The organism is Candidatus Venteria ishoeyi, from assembly GCF_030378065.1.
Classification (GTDB): Bacteria; Pseudomonadota; Gammaproteobacteria; order Beggiatoales; family Beggiatoaceae; genus Venteria; species Venteria ishoeyi.
The window spans coordinates 18,298-44,431 of record NZ_JAUCGJ010000010.1; the positions used below are offsets into that span (position 1 = coordinate 18,298).

Consider the following 26,134-nt stretch of genomic DNA (forward strand, 5'->3'; position numbering starts at 1 on the left):
GTTCTAGGAGAAAACATTTAAAAGATTGAATTTTAAGCAATTAAAAGGGTAGCGTCCTCTTTAATCTATGTTTTCTCATTGATTTAAATTCAACTTTTATATTTTGGAATGGGAAATGCACAAACGATTCAATCTGTTCAATAATTTTTCTCTGCGTTTCTCCCATATCAAACACTAACAACTCAAAATGCTCTAGCTCGGATAAGATAAGCTGTATGTTTGAAATATCCTCATAATTATAAATGCTATCTATTTTTTCACATGTCAAGACTAACTTTCTCAAATTTGGAAGAGCGTATAATGCTTGCCAATCTATAAATTGGTCAGTTTGAAAATTTGCGCTATAAATATTGCTACTTATATTAGAGTCTTCATACTCATCAATAAAACCGGCCACTTTATCCAACGGAAGATGAAATATTATTTTTTCAGATATAGGCGATCTTTTTGCCTTGCTTGGAATTTCATAATCAGCCAAAGCTTCAAGTAATGATATGTTGGGTATATCAGAAAAATATATCTCTTTAATAGAACTTCCAAGCTCCATTAATATATCGTATTTTTCGGTCTCAAGCATAAATTCCTCCATTAGGTATTTTTAGGGTTGAATTAAAAATTAAAGAAATTAAAGAAATTAAAGTGGACGCTTTCCTTTTATCGATAGAACCCCCCTAAAAAAATGGTAGCGTCCTAGGAGGTTGTCCGAGAACTCAGTTTTTCAAAAAATCGGGTTTTTAACTCATTGATAAATAATGAGTTAATTTTAGTAAAATCATTGATTTTGCTATTCTCGGACAGCCTCCTAGGAGGCTGTCCGAGAACAGAGGCCGTAGCGAGGGAAGGCTGGTTTGAGGCAGATTTTTTCATTATTTGAGGCGAATATTGGGTATATTTAACGAAAATAAGGGAGAAATCTGACCAAATCCAGCTTTTCCGCAGTAGGTCTTGTGTTTTCGGACAGCCTCCTAGTAGCGTCCCCTTTTAATTGAAACGCAGCTATACTTGGGACGGGTTCAACGCTTTACGTAAAGACCTGCCTCTGGCTAATAAACCACGTATTTGTCATAATGTCTAAGCAAATAAGACCGTGTGCAAAGCGAACAACTTTGAAAAGCCCGGTGCGGCAGTTCCGCACGCCGGGATTTGTGAGGGGTAGTTGGGTAACTGGCTGTTCTACCTCGATTCCGCCATATTGGGGCTTCCCACAACGGCGCATGACGCTACCGCTTATGCGCCCTACCGCGCTTTATTGGAGCCACCATCATGGCACCATATTATTTTTTATTGCGCCCAACGCCGTAAATAACACGGCAAGCGATAGCGAAGCTCGTTGTTAATTTACCTTGTTATGTTTCTATCAATGGCAATGGAGGATTACTCATGATCCCATTTGAACCTTTGTTTTAAGTCATTACAAAAAGTTATATTTAATAAGTTTTTATGTTGCAATTGTCCAACTACAATCCCAGGTGAAATTCCAATATCCTTAGCAAATGAAATAATTGATACTTTGCTAAACTTTTTCCTTTCAATAAATGTAGCAAATTTATGAGTTGGAATTAACTCCTGTTCAGCAAAGATATTTGCCTCATTTTCTTTATCTTTGTCTAACCCATTTGTACCTTCCAGGAATAGTTCTTTTTTACCATGGAGCAAAATATGGGCCGCCTCATGAAAAAAGGTAAACCAAAGGTGATCATCGGTCTTGTAACGAAGACTTAGCTGGATAATTGCTTTATTTTTATTGACCCAGCGTGTTGCACCACTAACACCTGTTTTAGGAAGAGCAGGTACAAAGACAACAGCAACACCAGCTATAGAGCAAAGTTCTTGCATTTGGGGTACAAATTGCTCCGGGGTTTCAGTGGTCAAACCTCTAATTTCATCTAGTACGTTTCTGAATTTAGCCTTATTGTATGGTTCACAGTTAATTTTAGAAGATTCTATTTCCCCTTTTCTTAGCCATGCTGATACAGCTTCAGGAAAGACCTCATAAGTATGATTTTGACGGTATGCAACATTAAGCTTTGGCCACATTTCACTCCATTGCTCTACTCTCGCAATAGCAAAGAAGCGAAGTACCTCTACAAGTTGGGCCTTCTTGTCTCTGGTCTTTTCAATCCAGTTTAACTTTGCCATTGCATTAATAGGGATATGTTTAAGCCAATTGAGGGAGGTTTCCAATTGCTCCTCTTCCACCATACGTGCAAGAATTTCTTGATAATGGGATTCAAGATTTAACCAATACTCTACAGGCATTCCCAGTGCACGCTCAAACTTTATAGCCGTTTCAGGAGTAACTACTGATTTAGCCTTTAAAATTGAGATAATATGTTTAGGAGTAATACCTGTACGTTTGGCTAGCTCTTGTTGAGTCATTCCTCTTATTTCTAATTCTACGCTAAGCACTTCACCTGGAGAGACTGCATAGTCAGGATAAAATTCATTTTGTATATCAACCATGGGTATCCTCCACACCTTTAATTTCTATAGCTGTTACTTGAGACCAATCTAATCCACCTTCTGCTCTCATGGGTATAGGATCATTTATAGGTTTGAAAAGCAGCCTATAAGGATGATCTAAATCTACCGATAATTGCCCTTTTTTATTACCCTTCAGTTCGTGACAACGATTTGGAAGACTGTAAGGTGGGGCGAAAATACCGAGGTTTGGAGCGGCTCTTAACTGAGTCATGATAACTTTTAAAATATCAGCTCGCCTAGAGCCGTGAGCTTTAACCAAAGATTTAAATTCACTTAATTGTTTTTGGAGCTTTTTACTGGAGAAAACTATTTCCATATCAAAACCATAACCTTATAGGTTAACTATTTTAGTTTATCTATATGGCATAAGCAAGAAGATAAAATATAAACATAACATTTTATTAGACAGAACCTATGAATATAAAAACAAACAGATTCTGTCCATTACAATACGCATAGTTTCTGTATATCCTATTTACAAAAATAATATTATTTCCACGCCACCAGCGCCTCTAAAATTTTCTGCGCAGCCGTGCCATCGCCAAATACCTGTCTGGCGCTGCTGGCCTGTTGATAGGCATTTTCATCTTCTATCATCTGTTTTGCGCCGCTGACGATTTTCTCAACATCCGTACCCACCAACTGACAAACACCGGCTTGCACGCCTTCCGGGCGTTCGGTGACATCACGCATCACCAGTACGGGTTTTCCTAAAGCGGTGGATTCTTCCTGAATGCCGCCGGAGTCGGAGATAATAAAATGGGAACGCTGCATTAAATGGATAAAAGACACGTATTCCATGGGTTCAACTAAATGAATATTGTTGATGTCACCCAGAATAGACAATACCGGCTTTTGTACATTAGGATTGAGATGTACCGGATAAATAATGTGATAGTCTGGATATTGCTGCGCGATTTGTTTCAAGGCTTCACAAATATCACGAAAACCCTCGCCAAAATTCTCCCGGCGGTGTCCTGTTACCAGGATAACCGGGGCATTTTCAGGTATTGCTGCCAATTCTGGTATGGGCGCGGCCTGGGTGTGGTTTAACACCCAGAACAAGGCATCAATCACGGTATTACCGGTTACGGCAATATCCTTGTCAGCAAAACCTTCTTTTTGCAAAGCCTGTTTGGCAAACGGGGTGGGGGCAAAATGTAAATCGGTTATGGCGGATAACATTTTGCGATTAATTTCTTCCGGGTAAGGCGCATATTTTTGATAAGAGCGCAGACCGGCTTCGACATGGCCCACAGCAATGCGAGCATGAAAGGCTGCCAGCCCTGCGGCAAAGGCGGTGGAAGTATCACCCTGCACCAGCACCCAGTCAGGTTTTACCGCTTCCAGCAAGTCGCCCATTTGATTGAGCACCCCGGCAACCACATCATTTAAGGATTGCCCCGGTTTCATCAGGTTCAGATCATGATCGGGTTGTATGCCAAATACGCCCAATGCCTGATCCTGCATCTGGCGATGTTGCGCGGTGGCGCAAACTACGGTTTCAAAGCGCTCATCGGCGCGCAGGGCCATAATCACCGGGGCCATTTTAATCGCTTCCGGGCGGGTGCCAAACACTGGCATCACTTTGATTTTTTTCATGCCTTTTTACTCCCTGCTTTATTATCTTTTGCTAAACGGATGTATTCCTGTACGAAAAAATCCCGCACCTGGGTTTTCTGGAAATCTTTTACCGAGCGGTCAGTGCGTTTATGGTATTCAATTTTAGCCACATCTGCCGGATCGCGTACCAACATTAAGCGTCCAAGGCGATCCAGTTCTTCATCCACTGCGCCTTGCTCGCCGGTAAATGTGGAAAATGCGGGTACGCCCAGCGCCGCCGCTTCTCGTACCATCGTACCGCCACCGCTGATCATGGCATCGGAAATGGCAATCAAATCCAGACCCTTAACCGGAAAGGGTAAATCATTGATGTTGGGGTATTTGAGAAAATCGTTAAAGGTTTCATCATCTGCCCGGTTCATCAAAATACATTGCACATCCGGCTGTTTGGCAATATCTTCCAGAATCTTTTGATTAATCACCACACTGGTGTGATCGTGATAATGTGCCAGGGTTGCGGGTGGGCGAATGGTGACAATAATCCGCTCCGGGTCGAGTTTGAGTTTTTCCAGCAGGCTGTAATCCGGCTCATACACGCCGGTATAGACTTCTTCTTTCAAACCCGAATAACGCAGCAGTTTATGTTCCGGTGTACCGCGTGCAGTCAGGCGCTCCAGTGGCACTTCTTGCGGCACAAAAATCCAGTCACAGAAACGATTTAAGGCACTGATAAAAACATGCTCATAATCGTATACGGTAACATTGGGCATACGCAACAGACCACAGGCCACTGCCATAGGGCGCGAGCCGAACCCCACTGCCAAATCAATGTTTTTGCCCCGGCTCCAAAGCATCAATTGCAAACTGCGTTGCAGGCCCACCAGGATTTTACTGATTTTTTTATTGCCGCCGTGTTTTCCCACCACCGCGCCACCAATGCCGTATAGTTCAGCCAACTCCGGTACTGCTGAATAATCACGGCTGGTGGTGTATACCGTATGCCCCAGCTCGCGCAGGGATTTGGTAATTGGTTCAAAATATAATACGTCCGGGGCGTTTTCTAGATCAAACCAGAATGTTAGTTGTTCACTCATGAGTGATAGTGTCTCCTTGTTTTGGGTTGGGATAATTACCCGGTAGTATTCTTTATGTGTTTTTATAGCTATCTTTACGGTGCAAAATTCGACCTATTTCAATTGTATTTTCAGTGATATCTACTCAGAAAATGGAATACTTTTTTCTGCTCTTGTTGCTATTAAAAGCTTTAAGTCATTGACATCTTCCTGAGATAGTATTTCCACGCCCTCATTTTCCAGATGTTTTAAAAACCAGATAATCTTATCTTTTATATCTTCAGTCTTTATTGATACAGTAACAATTTGCATCTTAACTTCTCTGGTTATGCTGTAAATAATACTTTTCTAAGTTACCTGAGTTCAGCCTAATTGGCTTTACACTTAACTTCAAAATCAACATGATAATGTTCATCATGCCGCACCCAGGAAGGTTTTTTGGAAAACTGAATATGCTTTTGCAGATAAGTACCATACTGCGTTTTAAATAAATAAGATTGTAGCTTAGGCGCAAATATCACGCGCCACAAGCCTGCACCATGCTTGTGGGCGGCTTTATGCAGCGCGACGATATGCGCAGCCATGGCTTCAAAATCAATCGTGTAGGCTTCATATCGTCCTTGCTTATCAAATTCTATGGCATAACCTAATTGATTAAAATAGTGCGTGGGTAAATGCACGGAGTTCCCTTTGGAATTGACAACTGGCACCATGAAATCTACTGACAAGCCATTTCTGTGGGTTTTATGTGGCTTAAATTGACCGCCTTTTTTAAACCCGGTTTCAGCATATTTGAAAACCTTTAATGGTGCCTCGGTTTCCAGCATTTTATAAGCACTTAAAATGATTCTTTTAACTTTGGAATGTACATAGGTTCTGCCCAGCAAAGCAGCCGTATCACTATAGCTGACAAAGTTTACGCCTTCGTCTGGTAACTGTACACCGCCTTCCAGCCTGCCATTGGATGTTGTGCCATAACACATACTTTCCTGGGCAAAAGCACTGGAAGACAGTAATAATAATGTCAGGCTTAGATAATGCCTGATTCCTGCATTAAGGTGCATCTCAATACTAAAAAGGGAGCTTCAAATCCGCTTCCAAGGCCAATAATTGTGCACGGAAAGCCTCTTGTATCGTCTCCATCTGCGCTTGGTCATCCGCTTCAAAACGCAATACCAGGCAAGATGTGGTATTGGAAGCTCGAACCAGTCCCCAGCCATGCTCAAAATCAACCCGCAGGCCATCAATGCGCGTCACTTCTGCGTCTGCAAACTGTGCCTGTTCCAGAAAACGCTGCATGAAATCAAAATGCGTACCTTCCGGCATTTTAAGCTGTAATTCCGGGGTGTTAATTGCATCCGGCAGTTCAGCAAACACCGCTGAAGTGGGGCGGGGATCGGCGGATAAAATTTCCAGCAATCGTGCTGCGGTATATAAGCCATCATCAAAGCCATACCAGCGTTCTTTGAAGAAAATATGACCGCTCATTTCTCCCGCCAGCAAACCGCCTTCTTCCAGTTTGCTTTTCATAAAGGAATGTCCGGTTTTCCACATGAGTGGCTCGCCGCCTGCATCCTGTATCACCTTCTCCAGATGACGACTGCATTTCACATCATAAATAATACGCGCACCGGGGTTGCGGGATAACACATCGCGGGTATATAACATCATCTGCCGGTCGGCCCAGATAATTCCTCCCTGATTATCAACAACGCCCAGGCGATCACCATCACCATCCAGCCCCAGGCCTAAATCAGCCTGATACTCTTTCACCCTCTGGATTAAATCGTGTAGATTTTCCGGGCGTGTGGGATCGGGGTGGTGGTTAGGGAAGTTGCCATCTACTTCACAATACAATTCAATGACTTCACAGCCCATTTTTTTCAGTAACTGCGGCGTCAATTCGCCTGCGGCACCATTTCCACAATCAACCACAACACGCAGCGGCTGATGATCTTTATGCAGTTTTACATCAGATAAGATGCGCTGGAGATAATCATCGCGTACATCACGCAATTCAAATGTACCAGAACCATCAATAAAATCCTGCTGCTCAATGCGCCGTTCCAAATCGGTAATTTCATCACCGAATAAGGTCTTGCCAGCGAGCATGATTTTCATGCCGTTATAATTTGCCGGATTATGGCTGGCGGTTAACATCACGCCACTACCGGTGTCCAGATGCCAGGCGGCAAAATATAAAACCGGGGTGGGCACCATGCCAATATCAATAACATCACAACCACTGGCGCGCAAACCCGCCACCAGCGCCGTTAATAGCATGGGGCCGGATAAACGCCCGTCTCTGGCAACAACAATACGTCGTTGTCCACGCGCAATGGCCTCGCTGCCAATGGCATGACCAATTTGCATGGTGCGATCTTCATCCAGATCACGTCCGACGATGCCGCGAATATCATAGGCTCTAAAAATGGACACAGACACTCCTTGGGGATAAGATGATAAATTAAATAACCGCCTATTATAATACGCTTAAATATTTGTATAAGGTCGATATGATGACTCAAGACGATTCAACAGAAACCCAGTGTCCACTGGTACGCGATTGCAGCAAACTCATCAGTTCGCAGGTCGCTCGTCCCGGCATGTCGGTGGATACCGCAATTTTATATTGCCTGAAAGCGGGTTTGCCGGGTATCCCCTTTTGTAATGAACAAGGGGATGTGGTTGGCAAAGTTTCACTGAAACACTTATTAATTACATCCTGTGTACCCAAAGACATGAGTAATTATGCCCATTTAATCGCAGATAAAGCAATCCCGGAACAAGCTGCTCTTACCTTGAGAAAATTAAATAATCTGATAGACAGTTCAGTGGATACCTATGTGTTATCAGATTTTGTTGTAACCAATCCCGACACCCCACTCTATAAAGCCCTGGCATTAATGGATAAATATAAGACCAGCTACTTTTTTGTATTGGATCAAGGGCATTATATCGGTAGCCTGGACATGCATTGTCTGGCACAGCATATGGTGGATATACTGGGCATTCAGGCAAAATAATGGCATAATGCAGGATTTTTTATTGTTTCTTTGAAGGACTGACTATGGATTTTCTGATTCGCTCTGCCTGGGCAGAAGGTGCAGCTGCGCCGGGTGGTTTGGCGGCGCTGACTGATTTATTACCGCTGGTTTTATTATTTGTGGTGTTCTACTTTTTATTAATCCGCCCTCAGACCAAACGGGTTAAAGAACACAAACAAATGGTTGAAGCACTGAAAAAAGGTGATGAAGTGGTCACTAATGGCGGTATTATTGGCAAGATCATTGACTTGGGTGAAAATTTTGTACTGGTTGAAATCAGCCTGGATATACAGGTTAAAATACAACGTGACGCGATTGCCACCGTTATGCCTAAAGGCACGATGAAGTCATTATAAAACTCACTCTCTAAACGGTTTCTGAAAACACCATGATCAATCAATATCCCTTATGGAAATACGTGCTGATCGCTTTTTTACTGGCGCTCAGCACCTTGTATGCTTTACCCAATCTATACGGTGAAGACCCTGCGGTACAAATTTCTGTGGCTTATGCCAGAGAAGGGCAGGTCGATGAACAACTGGAAAAAAAGGTCAAAGAACTGTTAATTGCAGCCAAAATTGAACCTAAAAGCCAGGAAAGTAATCTCCGGCAGTTATTGCTGCGTTTTCCCGACACCCAGACCCAGTTAACCGCTTATTCTGCGCTGAAAGGGCCGCTGGCAGAGATGGGTTTTGTGGTTGCACAAAATCTGGCTCCCAGCACACCGGGGTGGCTGTCGGCATTTAACGCCCAGCCTATGTCTCTGGGGCTGGATTTGCGTGGTGGCGTACACTTTCTGATGGCGATTGACATGGAAACGGCGATTACTCAGGATGAAGAAAACTTCGTTCAAGAATTTCGCAGTTTAATGCGCCAGAACAAATTGCGCTATAAAACTGTGCGGCGTCTGAAAGCAGGCGGGGTACAGGTTGGCTTTAAAGATGAAGCCGTGCGCGATCAGGCCGTTGCTTTACTGAGTAAAAATTATCCAGACTTATTGCACCGTGAAGAAGCCAATTTTGATGGTCATTTCACTACCCTTTCCTATAGTGAAAAAGCCCTGAAAGAAGTGCAGGATATGGCTATTGAGCAGAACATCTCCACCCTGCGCAATCGTGTCAATGAACTAGGCGTGGCAGAGCCAGTGATACAACGCCAGGGTGATGATCGTATCGTGGTGCAATTACCCGGCGTACAGGATACGGCCCGTGCCAAGGAAATTCTTGGCTCTACCGCAACCCTGGAATATCGTCTGGTGACGGATGCCGGGCCTAACGCCCGCGAATATAAAAGTCGTAATGGCGGCACGGTGTGGTTAAAACGCAGCGTGATTGTCACTGGTGATCAAATTAATCATGCCGCCTCCACTATTGACCAGCGCACGGCCCAGCCTGCGGTGGTCGTGCATCTGGACAGTAAAGGTGCCAAACGCATGTTTGACACCACCAAAGCCAATGTACTTAAACCTATGGCTGTGGTGTTTATTGAAACCACCATTACCCGTAAAACGATTAATGGCAAAGAAACCAAAATTCGCAATCGCAAAGAAGAAGTCATCAGCGTTGCCACCATTCAAGAGCCTTTTGGCAAGCAATTTCAGACTACGGGACTAGAGCAACGTGAAGCGGTGAATCTCGCGCTGTTATTACGTGCGGGTGCATTAAAAGCGCCGATTGAAATTGTGGAAGAACGTACCATCGGCCCCAGCCTGGGACAAGAAAATATCGATCAGGGTTTCAAATCCATTGTTGTCGGTTTCCTGCTGGTGCTGATTTTTATGGTATTGCGTTACAGCCAGTTTGGCATGGTAGCCAATGTTGCGCTGTTGCTTAACGTGGTTATCGTGATCGCACTGCTATCGCTGATTCAGGCAACATTAACCCTGCCGGGTATTGCCGGAATCCTGCTAACCATCGGTATGGCGATTGATGCCAACGTCTTGATTTTTGAGCGTATCCTTGAAGAAGAGCGCAATGGCAACAGCCCCCAGGCCAGCATCCATGCCGGTTATGAAAAAGCCTTTGGCACCATTGTTGACGCTAACATCACCACCTTGCTGGCAGCCATTGTCCTGCTCAGTTTCGGCACCGGGCCGGTGAAAGGCTTTGCTGTCACTTTGGCATTGGGTATTATCGCTTCCATGTTCACCGCGATTATGGTCAGTCGGGCAATTATCAATGGCGTATATGGTCGCCGCAAGCTGCACAAGCTGCCCCTTTAACAAGAGAATTTATTAATGGCTATTTTGCGTTTTAATCAAACCAATTTTAATTTCCGTTTTCTGGAACCGCATAATATTAAAAAAGCAATGGTGGTCAGCGCCACTTTAATATTGATTTCCATCGGCTCACTGATTGTCCAGGGCTTGAACTTTGGCCTGGATTTTACCGGGGGGACATTGGTAGAAGTCGGTTATGAACAAGCGGCTGACCTGGAAAAAATACGCGCCCAACTGAGTGCCGGGGGCTATGCTGATGCCGTGGTTCAACATTTTGGCACTGACAAAGAAGTTTTGATTCGCCTGGGGGTTCATGCGGACAAAAAAAATGACGTGCTCAGTAATGAAGTGCTTGCTCTGTTACGGGCTGATGGTGCCACAATTAAAATGCGCCGTGCTGAGTTTGTCGGCCCGCAAGTCGGCAAGGAACTGGTTGAAGATGGTGGCCTGGCAATTTTATACACCTTAATCGGCTTATTGATTTATGTCACTTTACGTTTTGAAAAACGCTTCTCCGTGGGCGCAGTCGTGGCATTGGTGCATGATTCACTCATCACGCTGGGGTTTTTCTCCCTGTTTCAATGGGAATTTGACCTCACGGTGCTGGCTGCGGTACTGGCGATTATCGGTTACTCGCTTAATGACACCATCGTAGTCTTTGATCGTATTCGTGATAACTTCCTGAAATTACGCAAAGGCACGCCCACAGAAGTAATGAATATCTCCATCAACCAGACTCTGATTCGTACCTTGGTGACTTCTATCACCACCTTGTTAGTGGTACTGGCTTTGTTTTTCCTGGGTGGGGAACTGATTCATAACTTCGCGGCGGCTTTAATCATCGGGATTATTGTGGGTACCTATTCCTCTATCTATGTTGCCAGCGCCATCACCCTGAAACTGGGCCTGACCAAACTGGATTTGATGCCGGTAGAGAAAGAAGGCGAAGATATGGATGATTTGGAGCAGATGCCTTAAAAAAATCCTTGGGGATTTTTTTAAGGAGTGAGGATGAAATAAATGCAGAAACTGGGCGCAGGATTTTTATTCATTTTCAAGGCGTGAAAACAGGCGCATAGCAAGCTATGTAACTGCCTAAGTCCAAACAGGCACAACGCAGAAAATGGAGGAAAAGACCAGCCAAGTTGCTGAAGTTATAAAATTCTCACTCCTAAACAACCACCCGCTAAAAAACGGGTGGGTTAGAGCATTTAGCGGCTGAAAGCCGAGATACAGGGCGGACAAGCCCTGTTGTTTAGCCCCAACGGGGCGCATTAATATAGCCAGGGGTAACACCCCTGGAATTATATCCGCGCCATTCACGCCTGAAAGGTCAGTAAAATGCGCCAAATCACCAAACACCTCAACCTGAAATATTTCATAAAAAATATTTCAGGTTTTTTTTATTTATAAAACCATAAAAAATCTACATTAAAATGGAAAAAATCAACATTGGATGGTGGGTGCTGGCATTCGCTATTTTGCTGTTATATGCACTATTGCGCAATCGGCAAAAACCCAAACCCACTGATTACCCTTATATCGCACAACCTGCATTATTTACACCCGCAGAAAAACGTTTTTACATGATACTGGATAAGGTGCTGGAGCGACGTTACCTGATTTTCGGCAAAGTCCGTTTGGCTGATATTATCAAGGTGCAAAACAACCTTGAGCGCGGGGTATATCAAGGAGCATTTAATCGCATTGCTGCCAAACATCTGGATTATGTAATCTGTCGCGCTGAAGATTTGACGGTATTGGGCGTGATAGAATTAGATGATCGCTCGCACAATTTGCCACATCGCAAAGCACGGGATATTTTTGTAGATAATGCCTTGGCAGCAGCAGGCGTGCCGATTTTACATGTTAAAGTCCAGCGTTATTACCAAATGGGTGCTGTACAGCAAGCGATTAAAGATACTTTTCACATCTAACTCAGGTTTTATAACCAATACCTTTGCCAACCCTGAAAGGGTTTTATTAAAGGGGGATATTGCTTGGAACAAAAATAGTAGGAAATGATAAATATTTTACTCATCACCAGTATTTAGGTCATACAGATATAAAGGTAATTTTGTGTCAAGATTTTATGAAATTGAACCTACCCTAGAAAATTACTGGCGTGCTATTATCCTGTTTGGACGTAACACAGCTTCCTATAAATTTGCATTAGCAAAAGCATTATTTGATCTTCACTCAATGGGTAAAAGTAATTTTTCATTAGAGGAATTAGCTGAACCATATTCCCGATATTTATGTGAGCATTTAAAAAGCCACCCAAAGCAAAGTACAAGAGATAAAAGTACGTTTCTTAACTATCTACGTTCATTTAATTCTGGTGATATTAACCATGATCAAGTCATTGGACAAACAGTACGTCATGGTTTTAATTATGTACTGGATGCTTTTCACAATGTTCATGGTGCAGAAATTGGAACACGTTTTTTTGTTGATACTCGTAAAAGTGGGGGGGGTATCGAGTTGACCAGAGAGTTTGATAGACTGGGAGAGCAATTCCAGTTTAAGAATCTCAAGCAGGAAACTGAGGCTCGATGGCGTTTAGTGGAAACAGCGTGGGAAAATAATATTTCCCGTAATTTGATGCTGGTTGAATATGACAATCAAAATCAAAACCTGATTGGGGTAAATTCTATTCGTCGTACAACAGTGACATCTGCTAGACCAGCACTGAATGGTTATCAAAAAGGGCGTTGTTTCTACTGCTATCAAGAAATTTCTACTATTATTGGTAGTGATGCACTGGCAGATGTAGATCACTTCTTTCCACATATGCTGAAATCTTGCGATACCAATAAGCCCATTGATGGAGTGGTTAATTTAGTATTAGCTTGCCAAGAATGTAACAGAGGTGTTGATGGTAAATTTGATAAATTACCATCAACCACATTACTCGAAAGACTTTATGATCGGAATGAGTATCTTATTACCTCACATCACCCTCTACGTGAAACTCTAATTGCTCAAACTGGGAATACTGCTACCAAACGGCAAAATTACTTACAGGAAGCATATAACTGTGCAACACTATTTGTTGGTAGCCGTAAAAAGTGGGAGCCTAAACCACAGGGCGCAGCTATTTTCTGAATACTAAGTTGTGCCAAAGATGCCCTCTACCCTGTTCTCTATCCTGACTTTGATATAATAGTAATGCATCCTGTTTTAAAAATAAATTTATAATTTGCTCCTGCGTTATTGGTGCGTAAAGTTTTCCATCTTCACGATAATTAATCGCAGAAGTACCTCGAAATGACAGTAGAATTACACCATTATTATGGGTAATTCGTAGTAAATTTTTTATTGCTATGGACAGATTTTCTGGGTTTAGATGCATAACCACTGCTGAACAAAGTACATTAACGTATTCAACATCTCTTAACTTAATTAAATTGGGTAGTGTATCGTGAATAAAATTAATCGTCGGATAACGTTGATGTGCTTGCTGTAGCATTCCCTGTGAAGCATCAATACCAGTAACCACAAAGCCTTGTTGTTGAAGCCAATAACAATCTCGACCAATACCACAACCAATATCAATTACGCTTTCATGGGGGCTAAAAAAATACCTGATTAGTTGATATAGTTTAACCGGAGTTAAATTGCAGTGTAGTTTGGCAATCTGCTTTGCATTTTTATCATAATTTGCAATAGTCAATTTATCCATTAATTAAATAACCTATAGTTTTTAAGCTTATGGAAATTAAAGCGAAAATATTGAATACCAAGCCAGCCACGCCCAGGTCAATGATATTCACCTGCTTCAACTCATTGCTGAACATGGCAAAAAAAGCAAACCCATTCCGATTTATTTAGTTGTTTTTTTGCATCAAGCATTTGAACAATATGCGCGTGGTCTGGGTAAAAAACTCCAAGATGAATGGCTCAAAATTCAAGGACGTTTTGAAAGCATTGCTTTTCTTGAAGCTGCGGAACAAACGTTGCATGTACTCAAGGCAACCTTTCGTCATCGCTTTAACACTAGCGAATACCCAAAACTCCAAATATTAGCACAACAAATTGCTGAGCCATTATATCAAGTAGGCGCACTGCCCGGTTCTCTTGACATTGAACAGGCCGCAGAACTATTTTACAAATGTTACCCCTTACATCCCATTGCACTCCTGCTATTACCCCAACTCTGCCAAAAAGTTGCACAAAATGAGCGCACCCTCTTTAGCTACATCGGCAGCCGTGAAGCTTATAGTTTTCAAGAACGCCTTGCACACTTAAACATTGGGGATTGGATTCAGGCAGCAGATATTTATGATTATTTTTTACTCAATCAACCTACTGCGCTAACTGATAGCTTTACCTATCATCACTGGGTGGAAGTTATTACTGCCTTAGAGCGCCTCGGCAGTGATGCACCACCTGAACAAATCAAACTACTCAAAACCATTGGTCTGCTCAATATCGTTGGAGGGCAGGGAGGATTTAAAGCTTCTCAAGCCATACTCGCACTGAGTCATCCAGAACAAGACGCCAGCCAGCAAGAACAGAACCTAAAAGCACTGCAAGCAGCATCCTGTATACACTTTCGCAGCTTTAGCCAAGAATACCGCGTATGGCAAGGCAGTGATTTTGATCTCAGCGGTATCTTGGTTGAAGAGACCAATGCACTTAGAGGACTCAATCTTGCGGAAACACTGAATCAGCGTCAAGTATTAGCCCCCCTGGTTGCCCGCCGCCACACCATAGAAAGCGGTTCTCTACGCTACTTTATCCCTAGTTTTATTGATAGTGAATCAGTTCATAAATTTCAACCTGATACACAGCAGCTACAAATTTACTTTTATCTGGCAGCAGATACAGAAGAGCAAAAGATATTTGAACAGCTCCTGGAACAAGTTGGCGACCTCGTGGTGATGGTTTTTTGCCCAAACTTAGCGCGTTTGCATGATAGCGTTATTCAGGTTATGGGGCTTGTGAATATGGCGCAACATCATACGGTATTGCAAACCGACCCTGTAGCGGAACGTGAACATAAGGCCTGGCTCAGCAATGCTCACGCCAATGAACAAAAGCTACTTAATAATTTTCTCGAAACACCTTGTTATTATTCTTGGTATTGGCGTGGTAAAGCTTGTGAAATTCCTACTAAGCGCCGCCTACAAATTACACTTTCAGAAATTTGCGACACAATTTACTACGATACGCCAATTATTCGTAATGAACTTATTAACCGCACCCAAATTTCAGGCAGTGCCAGTACCGGGCGTAATAAGCTGTTTAACGCCATGCTTGAACATGCTGCTGAAACTAACTTGGGTATCACCAAGTTTCCGGCTGAAAAAAGCATGTACCTGGCACTATTAAAAGAGCCTGGTCTACATCGACAAGCAGCGGATGGTCGCTGGCTATTTTCTTCTCCTGATGCAGATAACCCGTTTAAGTTTCACAAACTCTGGCAAGCTATTGACCGCTTTCTGGACACTCATGAAACCCAAGCACAGGCTTTGACAGCACTTTATGCCATATTACAAAAACCACCTTATGGACTTAAAAATGGTATTTTACCCGTCTTATTTGCGGCTTATTATTTAAGCCGCCAGCGTGAGATTGCACTCTATGAAGAGAATATCTTTTGCCCTTTATTCACTTATGAACACCTTGAGCTACTGAGCAAACGACCAGAGCGTTTCAGTATTGAGCGTTTTCGCCTTCAGGGTATGCGGCTTGAAGTATTTCGCCACTATTTACAAAATATTCTTGGACATATTCCAGAACAAGCCACCCTGCTTGATATTATCCGCCCATTGGCAAAATTCATGCGTGGTTTACCTGTTTATACCCAAAAGACCAACAACCTCAGCCCTGAAACCCTGGCTGTACGTAATAGTTTCAACAAGGCCCAAAGTCCCGCTAAGTTATTATTTCAGGCACTACCCCAAGCCTGTGGTTTTACTCCTTTTGAAATCAATTCGGTAGATGAAACCTTAGCAAAAAATTATATGGAAGCACTGCTTAATAGCCTGCGTGAGCTTAAAGGTGCTTACCAGGTGCGGCTTGATGAGTTGCGCGATCAACTGGCCTATGCCCTGAAGCTACCAGAACCTTTTAACCTGCCTGCTATGCGTCAAACGATACAAGAACGTTTTACCGGCTTAGAGCAGTATACAGGGGGGGAAGGTCAAGATTTATTTGCGTTTATTCGCCGTCTCACCAGCCTTCAAAATAAAGATCAAGCCTGGCTAGAATCTGTTGGCACCTTATTAGGCCGCATACCACCTAATAAATGGCAAGAATCTCACAGCCAACAAGCGGAACTGAAATTGAAAGAATTCAGGGAACGCTTACATGATGTCGCCGCACTAGATGAAGCCATTAAAAATCGTCCCAATAATCAAACCCGTACTGTTCTGATCCGGGCAGTGAGTCAAGATAAAGGTGAACAAGCAAGCAAAATTGCCTACATCAATGAAGCACAGGAACAGCAGGTAAAACAACAGGTCAGAGCAGTACAAAAAACACTAAAGGGAATAGATAAATCAATGGGGCTGGCAGTTATTGCAGAGCTATTGGAAGGGTTGTAAATTTTATAGCTATTTAATTTGCTGTTGGAATAACTAATTATTACATCAGTAATTAATTGATAATATTAAACTTAAATAAAAATTAGCAACTTATGTTGTTATTTTAACGGAAATATTACAATGACAAAAAATGAATTAAAAAAACTATTTAGCCAATTAACTATTTGGAAAACTGGAGATAAGCGAGCACCACATAAGCCATTACTTGTTTTATTGGCAATTTCCCATTGTTTAAATAAAAAAATACGTTTACTACCATATAAGGAAATAGAAAAAGATTTTGCTGACTTGGTACAAGGGTTTACTCCTCAGCGTCGAGCAGCTAATCTTCATTATCCTTTTTGGCGATTAAAATCAGATAAAATATGGGTTTTAGAAAATACTGAACATGTTAGATCATCCAGTAGTGGTGATGCATATGTTACAGATTTACGAAAATTTGATGTAAAAGGTGGATTTACTACTGAAATTTATGATTTGATAGCCAATGATCAATCTCTTGTTAAAGAGATTGTAGAAAGCTTATTGAAAGATACATTTCCTGAATCAATACATGAGGATATATTGCAAGCAATAGGTATTGATTTAGAGTTGAAAACTCATAAACGTGATCCAAAATTTAGAGAACTTATTCTTAAAGCATATGAGTATCGCTGTGCTATTTGTGGTTTTGATGTAAAAATGGGGCATACACCTATTGCATTGGAAGCTGCTCATATTAAATGGCATATGCATAAAGGGCCAGATATAGAGTCAAATGGATTGGCCTTGTGTTCTTTGCATCATAAGTTATTTGATCGGGGAGCTTTTACGCTAGATGATAATCAAAGAATACAAGTATCTGATTTGGCAAATGGTACAGCAGGTTTTCAAGAATGGCTTATGGCTTATCATGGAAAAACATTGATTAAGCCTCAGCATCCAGATTATATACCTCACAAAGAATTTGTAGCTTGGCATGTTAAAGAAGTATTTTTAGGTTCATCACGTTATTTACCGGAGTAGTTAAAAGTGGAAAAACCTATTAGACATTTACTTGGTTTATCTGGTGGAAAAGATAGTGCAGCATTAGCAATTTATATGAAAGAAAAAGTGCCTGAAATGGAGTATTTTTTTGCTGATACAGGATCAGAGTTACCAGAAACACTTGAATTTGTAAATATTATGCAAGATTATTTAGGAAAAGAAATTACACGTATTAATTCTGGTAGAGATTTTGAACATTTTCTAAAATTAAAAGGTAATTTTTTACCTAATGCTCATTTTCGTTGGTGTACACAGTATATGAAGTTAGCACCTTTTGAAAAGTTTGTTGGTACTGATAAGGCTATCACTTATGTGGGTATTAGAGCTGATGAACTATATCGAGAAGGTTATCTTGTTAGTAATAAGTCAAATATTCAAGCTAAATATCCATTTAAAGAAGATGGACTATTAAAAGAGGATATTCTAAGAATTTTAGAGGACTCTGGTGTTGGTATACCTAAATATTATAACTGGCGAAGTCGTTCTGGTTGTTATTTTTGTTTTTTTCAAAGGAAGGAAGAATGGGTAGGACTTTATGAAAACCATCCCGAACTTTTTGAAAAGGCAAGAGTATATGAACAATTTCATCATGAAAGAGGTAGGAATTACACTTGGTCGCCAGGTGAGTCTTTAGATCATATCATAGCTAGAGCCGATAAAATAAAAGCAGAAGCTGAGGTTAGATATGATGCTAAACGTGCTAAAAATTTATTTGAGGCTGTTCTTCAAGAAGAAGATGATGCACCAGAAGATCAGTCTTGCCCTATTTGCTCTATATAGAGGTTAATTCTAGTGTCTTTAATCAGAACTCAAACAGCCCCTATATCAAAATGGTGGATTACAGAAGGGCTAAAATTGATAGAAGCCCATCCTGATCTTTTCTCAAAAGATAAAATGCGGCAAATGCGTACCATGCTGATTGTTGGTTCAAATCGCTTAGATACTATAAAAGGGTGGTTACTGGCAAGTCAGATAATACAAAATGATAAACGACGGTATTATTTATCTGATTTTGGGTATGAATTAAAAAATAATGACTCTAACTTTGAAAAGTCATCAACTTGGTGGGCATTTCATTTATCACTTTGTTTTTCTTCTCGTGGTGAACCGTATTCAACACTTTTTAAAATCTTAAATCCTAGCAATGAATGGTATGCCTCAAAAAAAATACTTAAACGTATGCAAGAAAGAATTGAGCAGTCTGATAACTATATTGAGGATGATTTTCAAGGTGTTAAAAGTATGTTTCAGGATAATAAACCTTTAGCTGATTTGGAATTAATTGAGTTTAGACCTAAAGATTTAGAAATATATATCCGCCTCGGCTCCCCCACCATATCCGATGAAATTCTCCTTTACGCCTTAACATTAGCTCGCTTCCATGTCGCTAAAAATCGCACCAGTATCACTTTTACAGAATTATTGACCTGTGGTTTAAATCATTTTATTTGTCTTTCCCCCGATGAGCTGCGTAAACGTTTGCGTAACTTGCATCGTTCGGCGCGTTGGCAGTCTCAATTACGTTTTGATGAGGTGAAGGGTTTGGACACGGTAGAGTTTCTCAGTGAAGACTTAAATTCACATAAGATGTTATTGAATTTGTTACAAAATCATAAGGATAGCTGGCTATGATAGACAGGAATCTATTAGCCGAAAATTTACAAATATTTCTGAATACTTATCACCATGCACGTTATCGTGGTATTGCTTTATCCGTTAAAGAAGTATTGGATGGTCAGGTTGTTTTTGAAGTATTGCAAACGCTTTTGCCTACTTGGCGAATTTGGCAAATGGGTCAGGGAAATGATGTGCCTGATTTGTCTTGTCATCGCTTGGATTTTATTCAGCAAAGTATTGAACAAGGGCAGCGGGAAAATTTACTTGTTTTATACCCGGAAGAGTGGATGCAAAGCTGGAATTTAGTCGATAAAGAGAGCTTTTGGACGAGTTTGGCAGAGAGTTTTGGGCGACATACGGTGATTACGATATCTTTTGAAACCCATGAGACCTTACGTTTATTAAGTGCCAGTTTTAAGGCATGGGATATGGAAGCGAGTCCTGTACAGCTATGGCTGTCTAAACACCAACCTTGGGATTGAAGTCAATGGATTTGCAATTAAAAGATATAGTCAGTACAGAACAAACCATACAAACACAAAAGCGAGGGAAGGCTATTCGTTTGGATGATGGGCTGGCAGGGCAATCTGAAGCACTGGTATCCTATTTTACGCCTACCCAGTCAGCACTGAAAGTATTAAAAAATATTCAAAAGTCGGTATTGCCTAATGCTTCACCACAGCAGCGAGCAATGATTTGGCATGGTATTTATGGCGCAGGAAAAAGTCATTTGGGCGTACTGGTAGGCCACTTGCTACGACATGGTACAGACACAAATGCCTTTAAAGGTTTGTTAAAAAAATTAGAAAATTTAGATCAGCCTACATTGGCACGGGAACTGGCAAATACCTTCCCGGCTTTGGAAGACTCAGGAGCGCGGCCTTATTTGGTGGTGCCTTTGTATGGTTCGCAGAATGCGCCAAGTTTGCAATTAGCCTTGCTGGAAGCTTTGTATGATAGCGTTTCTCGCGCCTCTGGTTTGGATGAGAAGCTGATTATTCCAAAAACAGAATATGATGCAGCGGTTACACGGTTTGAGGATATTCTAGATCATAAGCCTGAGCTACAAGATGCCAGCTTGGATAAGTGGGGGCTGATGCAGGAGTTTTTAACGGCTGATAATTTATTGACAGGGCTAAAAAAACGTACACCAGAAGCCTTGGAAACATTTAAAGCTTGGCATGTTAAGGTTTCAGCAGGAGCGGCGTTTCGTTCCGCAGATGCCGGGGGGAAAAATGTTACAGAAGCCTACTTTGAAGCCTGTCAGAATTTAGCGAAGCAGCATGGTTATGCAGGTATCGCTATACTTTGGGATGAATTAGGTTATGCGCTGGAAAACCTGCTCACCAAGCGCCCATATAATGCTGTCAATGAAGTATTTGCTTTGCAGAATTTTATTGAGACTTTATGCGGCAAAAAAGATAACGGTCATTTATTATTTATGGGGCTGACGCACAGGGATTTAGGTAATTATGGCGTAGATTCCGGAGCAGAACAGACAGTTATACAACGTCTGCGTACTATTGAAGGCCGTTTTGGAAATTTTCATATTGAGCTAAAAGCTACTGAGCAAGAAGGCTATCACTTGTTGGGGGGATTACGGGAATTTACCTCAAGAGGAGAGGCATACCTGAATGCAGCAGATGAGAATTTGGAGGCTTTAACGGGGATATGCAGCAAGCTGGCTATATTTAATAATTTTGAGCCACAGGAATTGATGCATGTGGCACGCTTGTGTTATCCACTACATCCAGTCACAGCCGCTGCTTTGTTTGGGATAGCTTCTCGTGGTAGTTATTCAGAAGCCAGTCGTACAATATTTACTTTTTATACTGAACTAGATAAAGAAACACAGGGCAAAGTGTTTAATCAGCAGGTGGATATACAGCGTTTGTATGGTGCTGAGTTAATTCGCTTGCCTGCATTATTGATGGTCTATGAGCAATCTATCGCCCAGGAATTGCCTGCACTAGTCGATATGTATCATAACGCAGTGGCAAAGATTAAGGCGCAAGCGGATGCTGTAGAGCGCCGGGTGGCGGTGTTGACAGTAATGTTATTGGCGCGGGTGCTGGGGGATAATTTTCAGCCGACTGAAAAATTTCTGGCAATCACTTTGTACGATGCAACAGTAGACAGCGTGGAAGCCGCATATTTACAGGAAGACTTGGATTGGTTGAAGCAGGCACAGTTTATTTATAAGAATGATCGTACCGGCGTGTGGGAGCTGGAAAGCGGTGGCAACGTTGAAGTCGGTGGATTGATTGAAGAACAGGCGCAGCAGGTTGATGCGGGTATGGGCACGCATACCTTGTTAAATAATCATGTGGATATGTGCGCTGATCTATTTCCCCATTTAGGTATTCATGATTTGGATCCTTCCCCTGCGGGAATTGTGCGTGCATATGCGGTGCATTTGTTAGATACACCTTTTGAATCACAATTACTGAAGTTAGACAATGAATGCCTATCGGCGCAGGTATTTCTGGTTTTACCCAAAGATGAGCGCGCCGCAGAAAAAGCGCGTATTTCATGCCGTCAGGCTATAGTAAAAAATGATCGCTTATTATATTTTTGGATTCCCCGCCAGGGTACGCGAAATCTTGATGCTCATTTACGGCGTTATGTCGCCATTGAGAGGCTATTACAGCAGGCTGGCACCGGGGACAGTATGCGTCGGCGTTTATTAATGGAGTGGGAAAATAACCGCTATGCTTTGATTAAGTTGCTGCGCGAATATTTTGGTGGTAAAGGTCTGGAGGATGGTCAGGCACAGATTTTTGCCGCTGGAGATATAGATAATCCTTTATCTTGCCGCAGTTGGCATGAATTCCGTGATCTAGTGGGAACCCAGGTCAATCTGTTGTATCCCAAGGAAGTACCGGTGCGGGCAATGAATGTGAATCATCTCTATGTGGAGAAAGCACGAAAAATTCCCAAGCTTGAGCATTTGCTGCATCATATTTTGCATTTTGATGAGGATGTCGCGGAAAAAGATCGCAATGACTTACTCGGAGAGAAAGAGACCAGTGAGCGTGCCGCAACCATTGACGGTACTTTGGGGAAATTTGCCAATGATTTATTTATTCAAGGTGCCGATGTTTGGGATATTAAAACATTAGAACAGGTAGATGAGCCAATTAAGTCGGTATTACAATTGATGCGCGATGAGTTGGTGCGTAAACGAGAAAAAGCTTATCCCGTGTCAGAACTGCGTAAAACCTTATTAAATCCACCGTATGGGATTCCATCTGCGGCAATGCCATTGTTTGCTGCCGTTGCCTTGCGGGCGGATTACAAACGCTTAAAGTGGGTGAATGGCAAAGGAGCATTTCATCAAAATTTAGCCTCAGCATTTAATGAGGGTACTAAGGCGCAGATTCGGCACGAGGATTTTAACCGGAAGCAGTTAAATTTATTACGGGCTTTGGCTAAAGCTTTGGAATGTGAGTGGGTTATCCAAGACGAGCATCAAGCAGCGCGGGAGACATTACAGGCGTTACGCAAACATATTGAAGCATTACCGGATGCCGTAAAATATACAGCAAAATTATCCAGGCAGGCACAGGATTTTGTTAGAGAAATCACGCAACCAGGCCGCTCATCGCATGAACTGGTAGATTTTTTATTGTTGCTCGATGGCGTTAATGAGGCTTTACGGGATGGCTTAGAGATTGATGGCTATTCCGAGGTTACTCGTCTGTTACGAAATTTATTAGGAGAGTTTGATGAGATTGCGAATGCTCGCCAGAAAGAAATTCAGAATGTGTTATATGCTTTCCTTGATAATAAAGAAAAATTAATCGCAGGCTTGCAGGCAGGTAATCAAAACTGCATCGCTAATGCATTAAGTGCAGAAAAGGCATCGCAGATGGTTGCGCCTTTGGTTCAATGTCTGGCAAATAAGTCATTGGCAGAATGCTCTGATATGGAGACAGGGCGGCTTAGTGCAAAACTGGAAAATGTGCTGAATACCGCTTTAACACCTTTGCCACCGGTATCTTCACCGCTGACTGTGACGGGGACAACGAATAAGCCAGTAAATACATTGCCACTAGGAACAGTGAAACCAACAGAGAATACACCGGCTCGTGTCGTGATGGTGGATGATATTTTAGTGAGGTTTCGACAAGTGATCGATCACTATAAAAATAAAGCGGATAAGCAAACACTGTTGCAGGCGGTGGATGCTTTACGGACAGAGTTACAATAATCATTTAAAAGGAATACTTAATTACAATGCATCCGTGTATCCAGTTGCTTGTGGATGATTTTGATTTAGAAGATGGGGAGGATATTCATCTTGTTAATCCTGATGATATTCCCCATATTCGCCAAAAAATTTATGCTCACCTGGCATATGGACAGGGCGCTTTATCCATTCGTATGTCTTCCGTTTTTTTTCAGCGTTTTAAGAGTTTTGAGGGCGGTCAAGGTATTACAGTTAAACGTATTTCCCCCTTTTTACAGTTGTCTCATCAACTGGGTGAAGCGCCACCTTTATGGCTGACTGATGCCTTAGCCGAGAAGCTAGGCTTATATCAGCGGGGTGTATTATCTGATGAATTAAAGCGGTTAAATAACAGTACGGTGAAGGTTTTAGCTTTGCTGCACTCTGATTTATTGGCACAGGATAGTTGGCAGGCGTTTTGTGTAGCATTGCAGCAACAAACATCAGATTTTATTAATATTCTAAAAATTGATGTCGTGACTGCCTATTTACATACGCAGTTATCCACTTTTATGCCGATTGAAATTGTTGCCGGTTTTTTAAAAAACTTGCAAGGTTGTAATGATATCGCTGAGTTTTTACGAGCACTGGCTTTGGAACAATACTGGGAAAAGCTACGGAAAGTGCTTGAACAGCATTGCTGGGTTGCTGATATTGCCTTACCTGCCCGCCAATTTTCCCCAGATTTGATTGCGCAGTTACCAGAGCTACCTTTGCAGGAACATCAAGCGCATGATTTAGTCGTCTGTTTATGTGATTTGCTAGATACAGTCGAGCGCCGTATTCGTATGGATGAACAGAAAGCTGGCGTATTGGCTGATTTTGTTTTTGTGGCTTGGCCACAAGTATTGGCGCATTTAGCACAGTTATTTCAGGATAACTCAGACATTGGCACTACTGCGCTACGTGATGTTTTGCAGACTATGGGAGGCGATGAGGCGCGCAAGTTAGCCGTGCGTGTCAATGAACATTTGCAATATGCACCTTGTGAAGTATTACCGGAAAATGCGCCGGTAGAGCAGGTTTTAGACTGGAGTGAGCGTTATTTTTCCTATACTTTGCGTGAGTTTTTGCATGGACGCGAACCCCAAAATAGTATTTGCCAAAGTTTCAGTCGCTGGGTATATGCGCAGCAACCTCGTATTATGCGCTCTAATGCGGATTGGCGCAGTATCGCACCAACAATTGAGCAGTATTTAAGTGAAGATTATCTGGTATTGGTGTTTATGGTTGATGCCTTAGGTGCTATTCATGCAGACATGCTGGAGAGAATTTTACGTGAGCGGGTTAATGATTTGCATATTGATTCACGCACCGTGTTTGCACCACTACCAACTTTGACTGAAGTGGGTAAGGCTGCGGTGCTTACGGGGCAGGCTGCAAGTGAAGTTTCAAGTGATTATGAAAAGGCATTGCGACAACGTTATGCGACTTGGTTGGAACAGCCTGAATCCTTGAAAATTGTAAAAAGTTTTCGTGAATCAAGTGAACATTTAGATGCCAATACACGTTTGTTGGTCTATTTTGAAAATCGTTTGGATGAACGTTTACATGGTTGTTTGAGCTTTGCAAAACATCGTGAGGAAGTTGAGCCAATATTAAAGCAGTTGACACGCAGTTTGGCTGACTGGGTTAAAGATGCGGTACATTTGGGTAAAAAACCTATCATTTTGATTACGGCTGATCATGGTGCAACGACAATTGCCCAAAAGGAAGCTTGTCATTTAACTGAAACGATAATCAAAGATCGGGTACTGCAAACTAATGAGGAACAAGCACATAATTTGCCAGATGATTTTGTTTTTATCCCTGGCAGGAAGCCAAAGGGTTATGCTGTACCTTTAAAGCGTATACATTTTGGTGATACGCCCTTAACTCATGGGGGGCTAACCCCTGAAGAAGTGTTTATTCCTTTGTTTACCTTGAGCAGGGAGGCTTTGCAGGCAGATGAAAAAATACCTATTAAAGTGAATGTGCTCAAACCGCGCTGCCCAACTCTGGAAAAGGGTTGGCATTTAGAGCTATCCATATTACCCCGCATACGCCTGAATAAATTGCAGTTGCAGTTTAATGAGCCATTTGATGCCAATACGCCAAATTATAGTGATTTACAGGCACACAGTGAAACCAAAATTCCTTTGCAGTTGGTTTCAGAACAGGCACAGTCAGGATTAACTCAAGTGGATTTAACATTGCGCTACCTACCAGATAAGCAGACTACATGGACATCTTTGACGGTCAATTTATCTTTAGATCTGGTTGCACCTCTCATGCAACAGACGCAGGAAGCAGATAATTTTAATAAAATGTTTTAAGTAGGC

General features: G+C 42.0%; 22 protein-coding genes. 13 read left to right on the forward strand and 9 right to left on the reverse strand.

What is annotated here, in order from left to right; all coding sequences use genetic code 11:
- Nucleotides 1–40: 40 nt before the first annotated feature.
- The 8 genes from QUF61_RS04655 to QUF61_RS04690 form a co-directional block, all read right to left on the reverse strand.
- The gene (locus tag QUF61_RS04655) at nucleotides 41–577 is read right to left on the reverse strand and encodes a hypothetical protein (protein ID WP_289680735.1); all 537 of its coding nucleotides are present in this window, start codon (nucleotides 575–577) and stop codon (nucleotides 41–43) included.
- 797 nt (nucleotides 578–1,374) lie between these two features.
- The gene (locus QUF61_RS04660; RefSeq protein ID WP_289680737.1) at nucleotides 1,375–2,463 is read right to left on the reverse strand and encodes a HigA family addiction module antitoxin; all 1,089 of its coding nucleotides are present in this window, start codon (nucleotides 2,461–2,463) and stop codon (nucleotides 1,375–1,377) included.
- Nucleotides 2,456–2,800: a type II toxin-antitoxin system RelE/ParE family toxin gene (locus QUF61_RS04665; RefSeq protein ID WP_103920605.1), complete on the reverse strand. Its 345-nt coding sequence runs from the start codon at nucleotides 2,798–2,800 to the stop codon at nucleotides 2,456–2,458. The genes QUF61_RS04660 and QUF61_RS04665 overlap by 8 nt, the downstream gene beginning before the upstream one ends.
- Before the next feature lie 173 nt (nucleotides 2,801–2,973).
- The gene (wecB, locus tag QUF61_RS04670) at nucleotides 2,974–4,086 is read right to left on the reverse strand and encodes a non-hydrolyzing UDP-N-acetylglucosamine 2-epimerase (protein ID WP_146066772.1); all 1,113 of its coding nucleotides are present in this window, start codon (nucleotides 4,084–4,086) and stop codon (nucleotides 2,974–2,976) included.
- Entirely contained in the window at nucleotides 4,083–5,141 is a 1,059-nt protein-coding gene (locus tag QUF61_RS04675) for a DUF354 domain-containing protein (protein WP_103920604.1), read from the reverse strand. Before QUF61_RS04675 ends, wecB begins: the two co-directional genes overlap by 4 nt.
- A gap of 120 nt (nucleotides 5,142–5,261) precedes the next feature.
- Complete coding sequence (locus QUF61_RS04680; RefSeq protein WP_177428491.1) at nucleotides 5,262–5,432, reverse strand: hypothetical protein; 171 nt, start codon at nucleotides 5,430–5,432, stop codon at nucleotides 5,262–5,264.
- A gap of 56 nt (nucleotides 5,433–5,488) precedes the next feature.
- Complete coding sequence (locus QUF61_RS04685) at nucleotides 5,489–6,184, reverse strand: penicillin-insensitive murein endopeptidase (RefSeq protein WP_103920603.1); 696 nt, start codon at nucleotides 6,182–6,184, stop codon at nucleotides 5,489–5,491.
- Nucleotides 6,185–6,191: 7 nt separating this feature from the next.
- A complete protein-coding gene (locus tag QUF61_RS04690) occupies nucleotides 6,192–7,559 on the reverse strand; it encodes a phosphomannomutase/phosphoglucomutase (protein ID WP_103920602.1) in 1,368 nt (455 codons plus the stop codon).
- 77 nt (nucleotides 7,560–7,636) lie between these two features.
- Here QUF61_RS04690 and QUF61_RS04695 point away from each other — a divergent pair, with 77 nt between their 5' ends.
- The 6 genes from QUF61_RS04695 (at nucleotide 7,637) to QUF61_RS04720 (ending at nucleotide 13,493) form a co-directional block, all read left to right on the forward strand.
- Nucleotides 7,637–8,146 (forward strand): CBS domain-containing protein, encoded by a 510-nt coding sequence (locus tag QUF61_RS04695; RefSeq protein ID WP_103920601.1) that lies wholly within the window; start codon nucleotides 7,637–7,639, stop codon nucleotides 8,144–8,146.
- Between the two features lie 44 nt (nucleotides 8,147–8,190).
- Nucleotides 8,191–8,523: a preprotein translocase subunit YajC gene (gene yajC, locus QUF61_RS04700; RefSeq protein WP_103920600.1), complete on the forward strand. Its 333-nt coding sequence runs from the start codon at nucleotides 8,191–8,193 to the stop codon at nucleotides 8,521–8,523.
- A 32-nt stretch (nucleotides 8,524–8,555) separates the two neighbouring features.
- The gene (gene secD / locus QUF61_RS04705; RefSeq protein WP_289680742.1) at nucleotides 8,556–10,388 is read left to right on the forward strand and encodes a protein translocase subunit SecD; all 1,833 of its coding nucleotides are present in this window, start codon (nucleotides 8,556–8,558) and stop codon (nucleotides 10,386–10,388) included.
- 15 nt (nucleotides 10,389–10,403) lie between these two features.
- Nucleotides 10,404–11,363, forward strand: coding sequence for a protein translocase subunit SecF (gene secF / locus QUF61_RS04710; protein WP_289680743.1), 960 nt, complete (start codon nucleotides 10,404–10,406; stop codon nucleotides 11,361–11,363).
- Nucleotides 11,364–11,821: 458 nt separating this feature from the next.
- Nucleotides 11,822–12,322 carry a DUF2726 domain-containing protein gene (locus QUF61_RS04715; RefSeq protein ID WP_289680745.1) on the forward strand — a complete coding sequence of 167 codons (501 nt, stop codon included), beginning with the start codon at nucleotides 11,822–11,824 and terminating at the stop codon, nucleotides 12,320–12,322.
- 142 nt (nucleotides 12,323–12,464) lie between these two features.
- Nucleotides 12,465–13,493, forward strand: coding sequence for an HNH endonuclease family protein (locus tag QUF61_RS04720; protein WP_289680746.1), 1,029 nt, complete (start codon nucleotides 12,465–12,467; stop codon nucleotides 13,491–13,493).
- On the opposite strand, the gene QUF61_RS04725 is transcribed toward QUF61_RS04720, so the two are convergent.
- Nucleotides 13,483–14,070 carry a class I SAM-dependent methyltransferase gene (locus QUF61_RS04725; RefSeq protein ID WP_289680747.1) on the reverse strand — a complete coding sequence of 196 codons (588 nt, stop codon included), beginning with the start codon at nucleotides 14,068–14,070 and terminating at the stop codon, nucleotides 13,483–13,485. The two genes, QUF61_RS04720 and QUF61_RS04725, sit on opposite strands and share 11 nt — an antisense overlap.
- A 157-nt stretch (nucleotides 14,071–14,227) precedes the next feature.
- Between QUF61_RS04725 and QUF61_RS04730 the strand changes: the two genes are divergently transcribed.
- From QUF61_RS04730 to QUF61_RS04760, 7 genes are all read left to right on the forward strand, one after another.
- On the forward strand, nucleotides 14,228–16,939 hold the full coding sequence (locus QUF61_RS04730) for a hypothetical protein (RefSeq protein ID WP_289680748.1): 2,712 nt from the start codon (nucleotides 14,228–14,230) through the stop codon (nucleotides 16,937–16,939).
- A 120-nt stretch (nucleotides 16,940–17,059) separates the two neighbouring features.
- On the forward strand, nucleotides 17,060–17,944 hold the full coding sequence (locus QUF61_RS04735; protein WP_103920594.1) for a phosphorothioated DNA-binding restriction endonuclease: 885 nt from the start codon (nucleotides 17,060–17,062) through the stop codon (nucleotides 17,942–17,944).
- 6 nt (nucleotides 17,945–17,950) lie between these two features.
- On the forward strand, nucleotides 17,951–18,745 hold the full coding sequence (locus QUF61_RS04740; RefSeq protein ID WP_286019397.1) for a phosphoadenosine phosphosulfate reductase domain-containing protein: 795 nt from the start codon (nucleotides 17,951–17,953) through the stop codon (nucleotides 18,743–18,745).
- Nucleotides 18,746–18,757: 12 nt separating this feature from the next.
- Nucleotides 18,758–19,597 (forward strand): DUF4007 family protein, encoded by an 840-nt coding sequence (locus tag QUF61_RS04745; RefSeq protein WP_177428489.1) that lies wholly within the window; start codon nucleotides 18,758–18,760, stop codon nucleotides 19,595–19,597.
- Nucleotides 19,594–20,064 carry a hypothetical protein gene (locus QUF61_RS04750; protein ID WP_103920592.1) on the forward strand — a complete coding sequence of 157 codons (471 nt, stop codon included), beginning with the start codon at nucleotides 19,594–19,596 and terminating at the stop codon, nucleotides 20,062–20,064. The genes QUF61_RS04745 and QUF61_RS04750 overlap by 4 nt, the downstream gene beginning before the upstream one ends.
- Nucleotides 20,065–20,069: 5 nt before the next feature.
- The gene (locus tag QUF61_RS04755) at nucleotides 20,070–23,795 is read left to right on the forward strand and encodes a hypothetical protein (RefSeq protein WP_289680751.1); all 3,726 of its coding nucleotides are present in this window, start codon (nucleotides 20,070–20,072) and stop codon (nucleotides 23,793–23,795) included.
- 26 nt (nucleotides 23,796–23,821) lie between these two features.
- Nucleotides 23,822–26,128 carry a PglZ domain-containing protein gene (locus QUF61_RS04760; RefSeq protein WP_289680753.1) on the forward strand — a complete coding sequence of 769 codons (2,307 nt, stop codon included), beginning with the start codon at nucleotides 23,822–23,824 and terminating at the stop codon, nucleotides 26,126–26,128.
- The last annotated feature ends 6 nt before the right edge of the window (nucleotides 26,129–26,134 follow it).

What these genes read in the sequence shown, in the direction of transcription:
- QUF61_RS04695 (WP_103920601.1), top strand. Translation starts at nt 7,637, where the DNA reads ATGATGACTCAAGACGATTCAACAGAAACCCAGTGTCCACTGGTACGC.
- QUF61_RS04660 (WP_289680737.1), bottom strand. Translation starts at nt 2,463, where the DNA reads ATGGTTGATATACAAAATGAATTTTATCCTGACTATGCAGTCTCTCCA.
- QUF61_RS04665 (WP_103920605.1), bottom strand. Translation starts at nt 2,800, where the DNA reads ATGGAAATAGTTTTCTCCAGTAAAAAGCTCCAAAAACAATTAAGTGAA.
- QUF61_RS04675 (WP_103920604.1), bottom strand. Translation starts at nt 5,141, where the DNA reads ATGAGTGAACAACTAACATTCTGGTTTGATCTAGAAAACGCCCCGGAC.
- QUF61_RS04755 (WP_289680751.1), top strand. Translation starts at nt 20,070, where the DNA reads ATGGATTTGCAATTAAAAGATATAGTCAGTACAGAACAAACCATACAA.
- QUF61_RS04750 (WP_103920592.1), top strand. Translation starts at nt 19,594, where the DNA reads ATGATAGACAGGAATCTATTAGCCGAAAATTTACAAATATTTCTGAAT.
- wecB (WP_146066772.1), bottom strand. Translation starts at nt 4,086, where the DNA reads ATGAAAAAAATCAAAGTGATGCCAGTGTTTGGCACCCGCCCGGAAGCG.
- QUF61_RS04655 (WP_289680735.1), bottom strand. Translation starts at nt 577, where the DNA reads ATGCTTGAGACCGAAAAATACGATATATTAATGGAGCTTGGAAGTTCT.
- QUF61_RS04735 (WP_103920594.1), top strand. Translation starts at nt 17,060, where the DNA reads ATGACAAAAAATGAATTAAAAAAACTATTTAGCCAATTAACTATTTGG.
- QUF61_RS04760 (WP_289680753.1), top strand. Translation starts at nt 23,822, where the DNA reads ATGCATCCGTGTATCCAGTTGCTTGTGGATGATTTTGATTTAGAAGAT.
- yajC (WP_103920600.1), top strand. Translation starts at nt 8,191, where the DNA reads ATGGATTTTCTGATTCGCTCTGCCTGGGCAGAAGGTGCAGCTGCGCCG.
- QUF61_RS04680 (WP_177428491.1), bottom strand. Translation starts at nt 5,432, where the DNA reads ATGCAAATTGTTACTGTATCAATAAAGACTGAAGATATAAAAGATAAG.
- QUF61_RS04725 (WP_289680747.1), bottom strand. Translation starts at nt 14,070, where the DNA reads ATGGATAAATTGACTATTGCAAATTATGATAAAAATGCAAAGCAGATT.
- secD (WP_289680742.1), top strand. Translation starts at nt 8,556, where the DNA reads ATGATCAATCAATATCCCTTATGGAAATACGTGCTGATCGCTTTTTTA.
- secF (WP_289680743.1), top strand. Translation starts at nt 10,404, where the DNA reads ATGGCTATTTTGCGTTTTAATCAAACCAATTTTAATTTCCGTTTTCTG.
- QUF61_RS04685 (WP_103920603.1), bottom strand. Translation starts at nt 6,184, where the DNA reads ATGCACCTTAATGCAGGAATCAGGCATTATCTAAGCCTGACATTATTA.
- QUF61_RS04715 (WP_289680745.1), top strand. Translation starts at nt 11,822, where the DNA reads ATGGAAAAAATCAACATTGGATGGTGGGTGCTGGCATTCGCTATTTTG.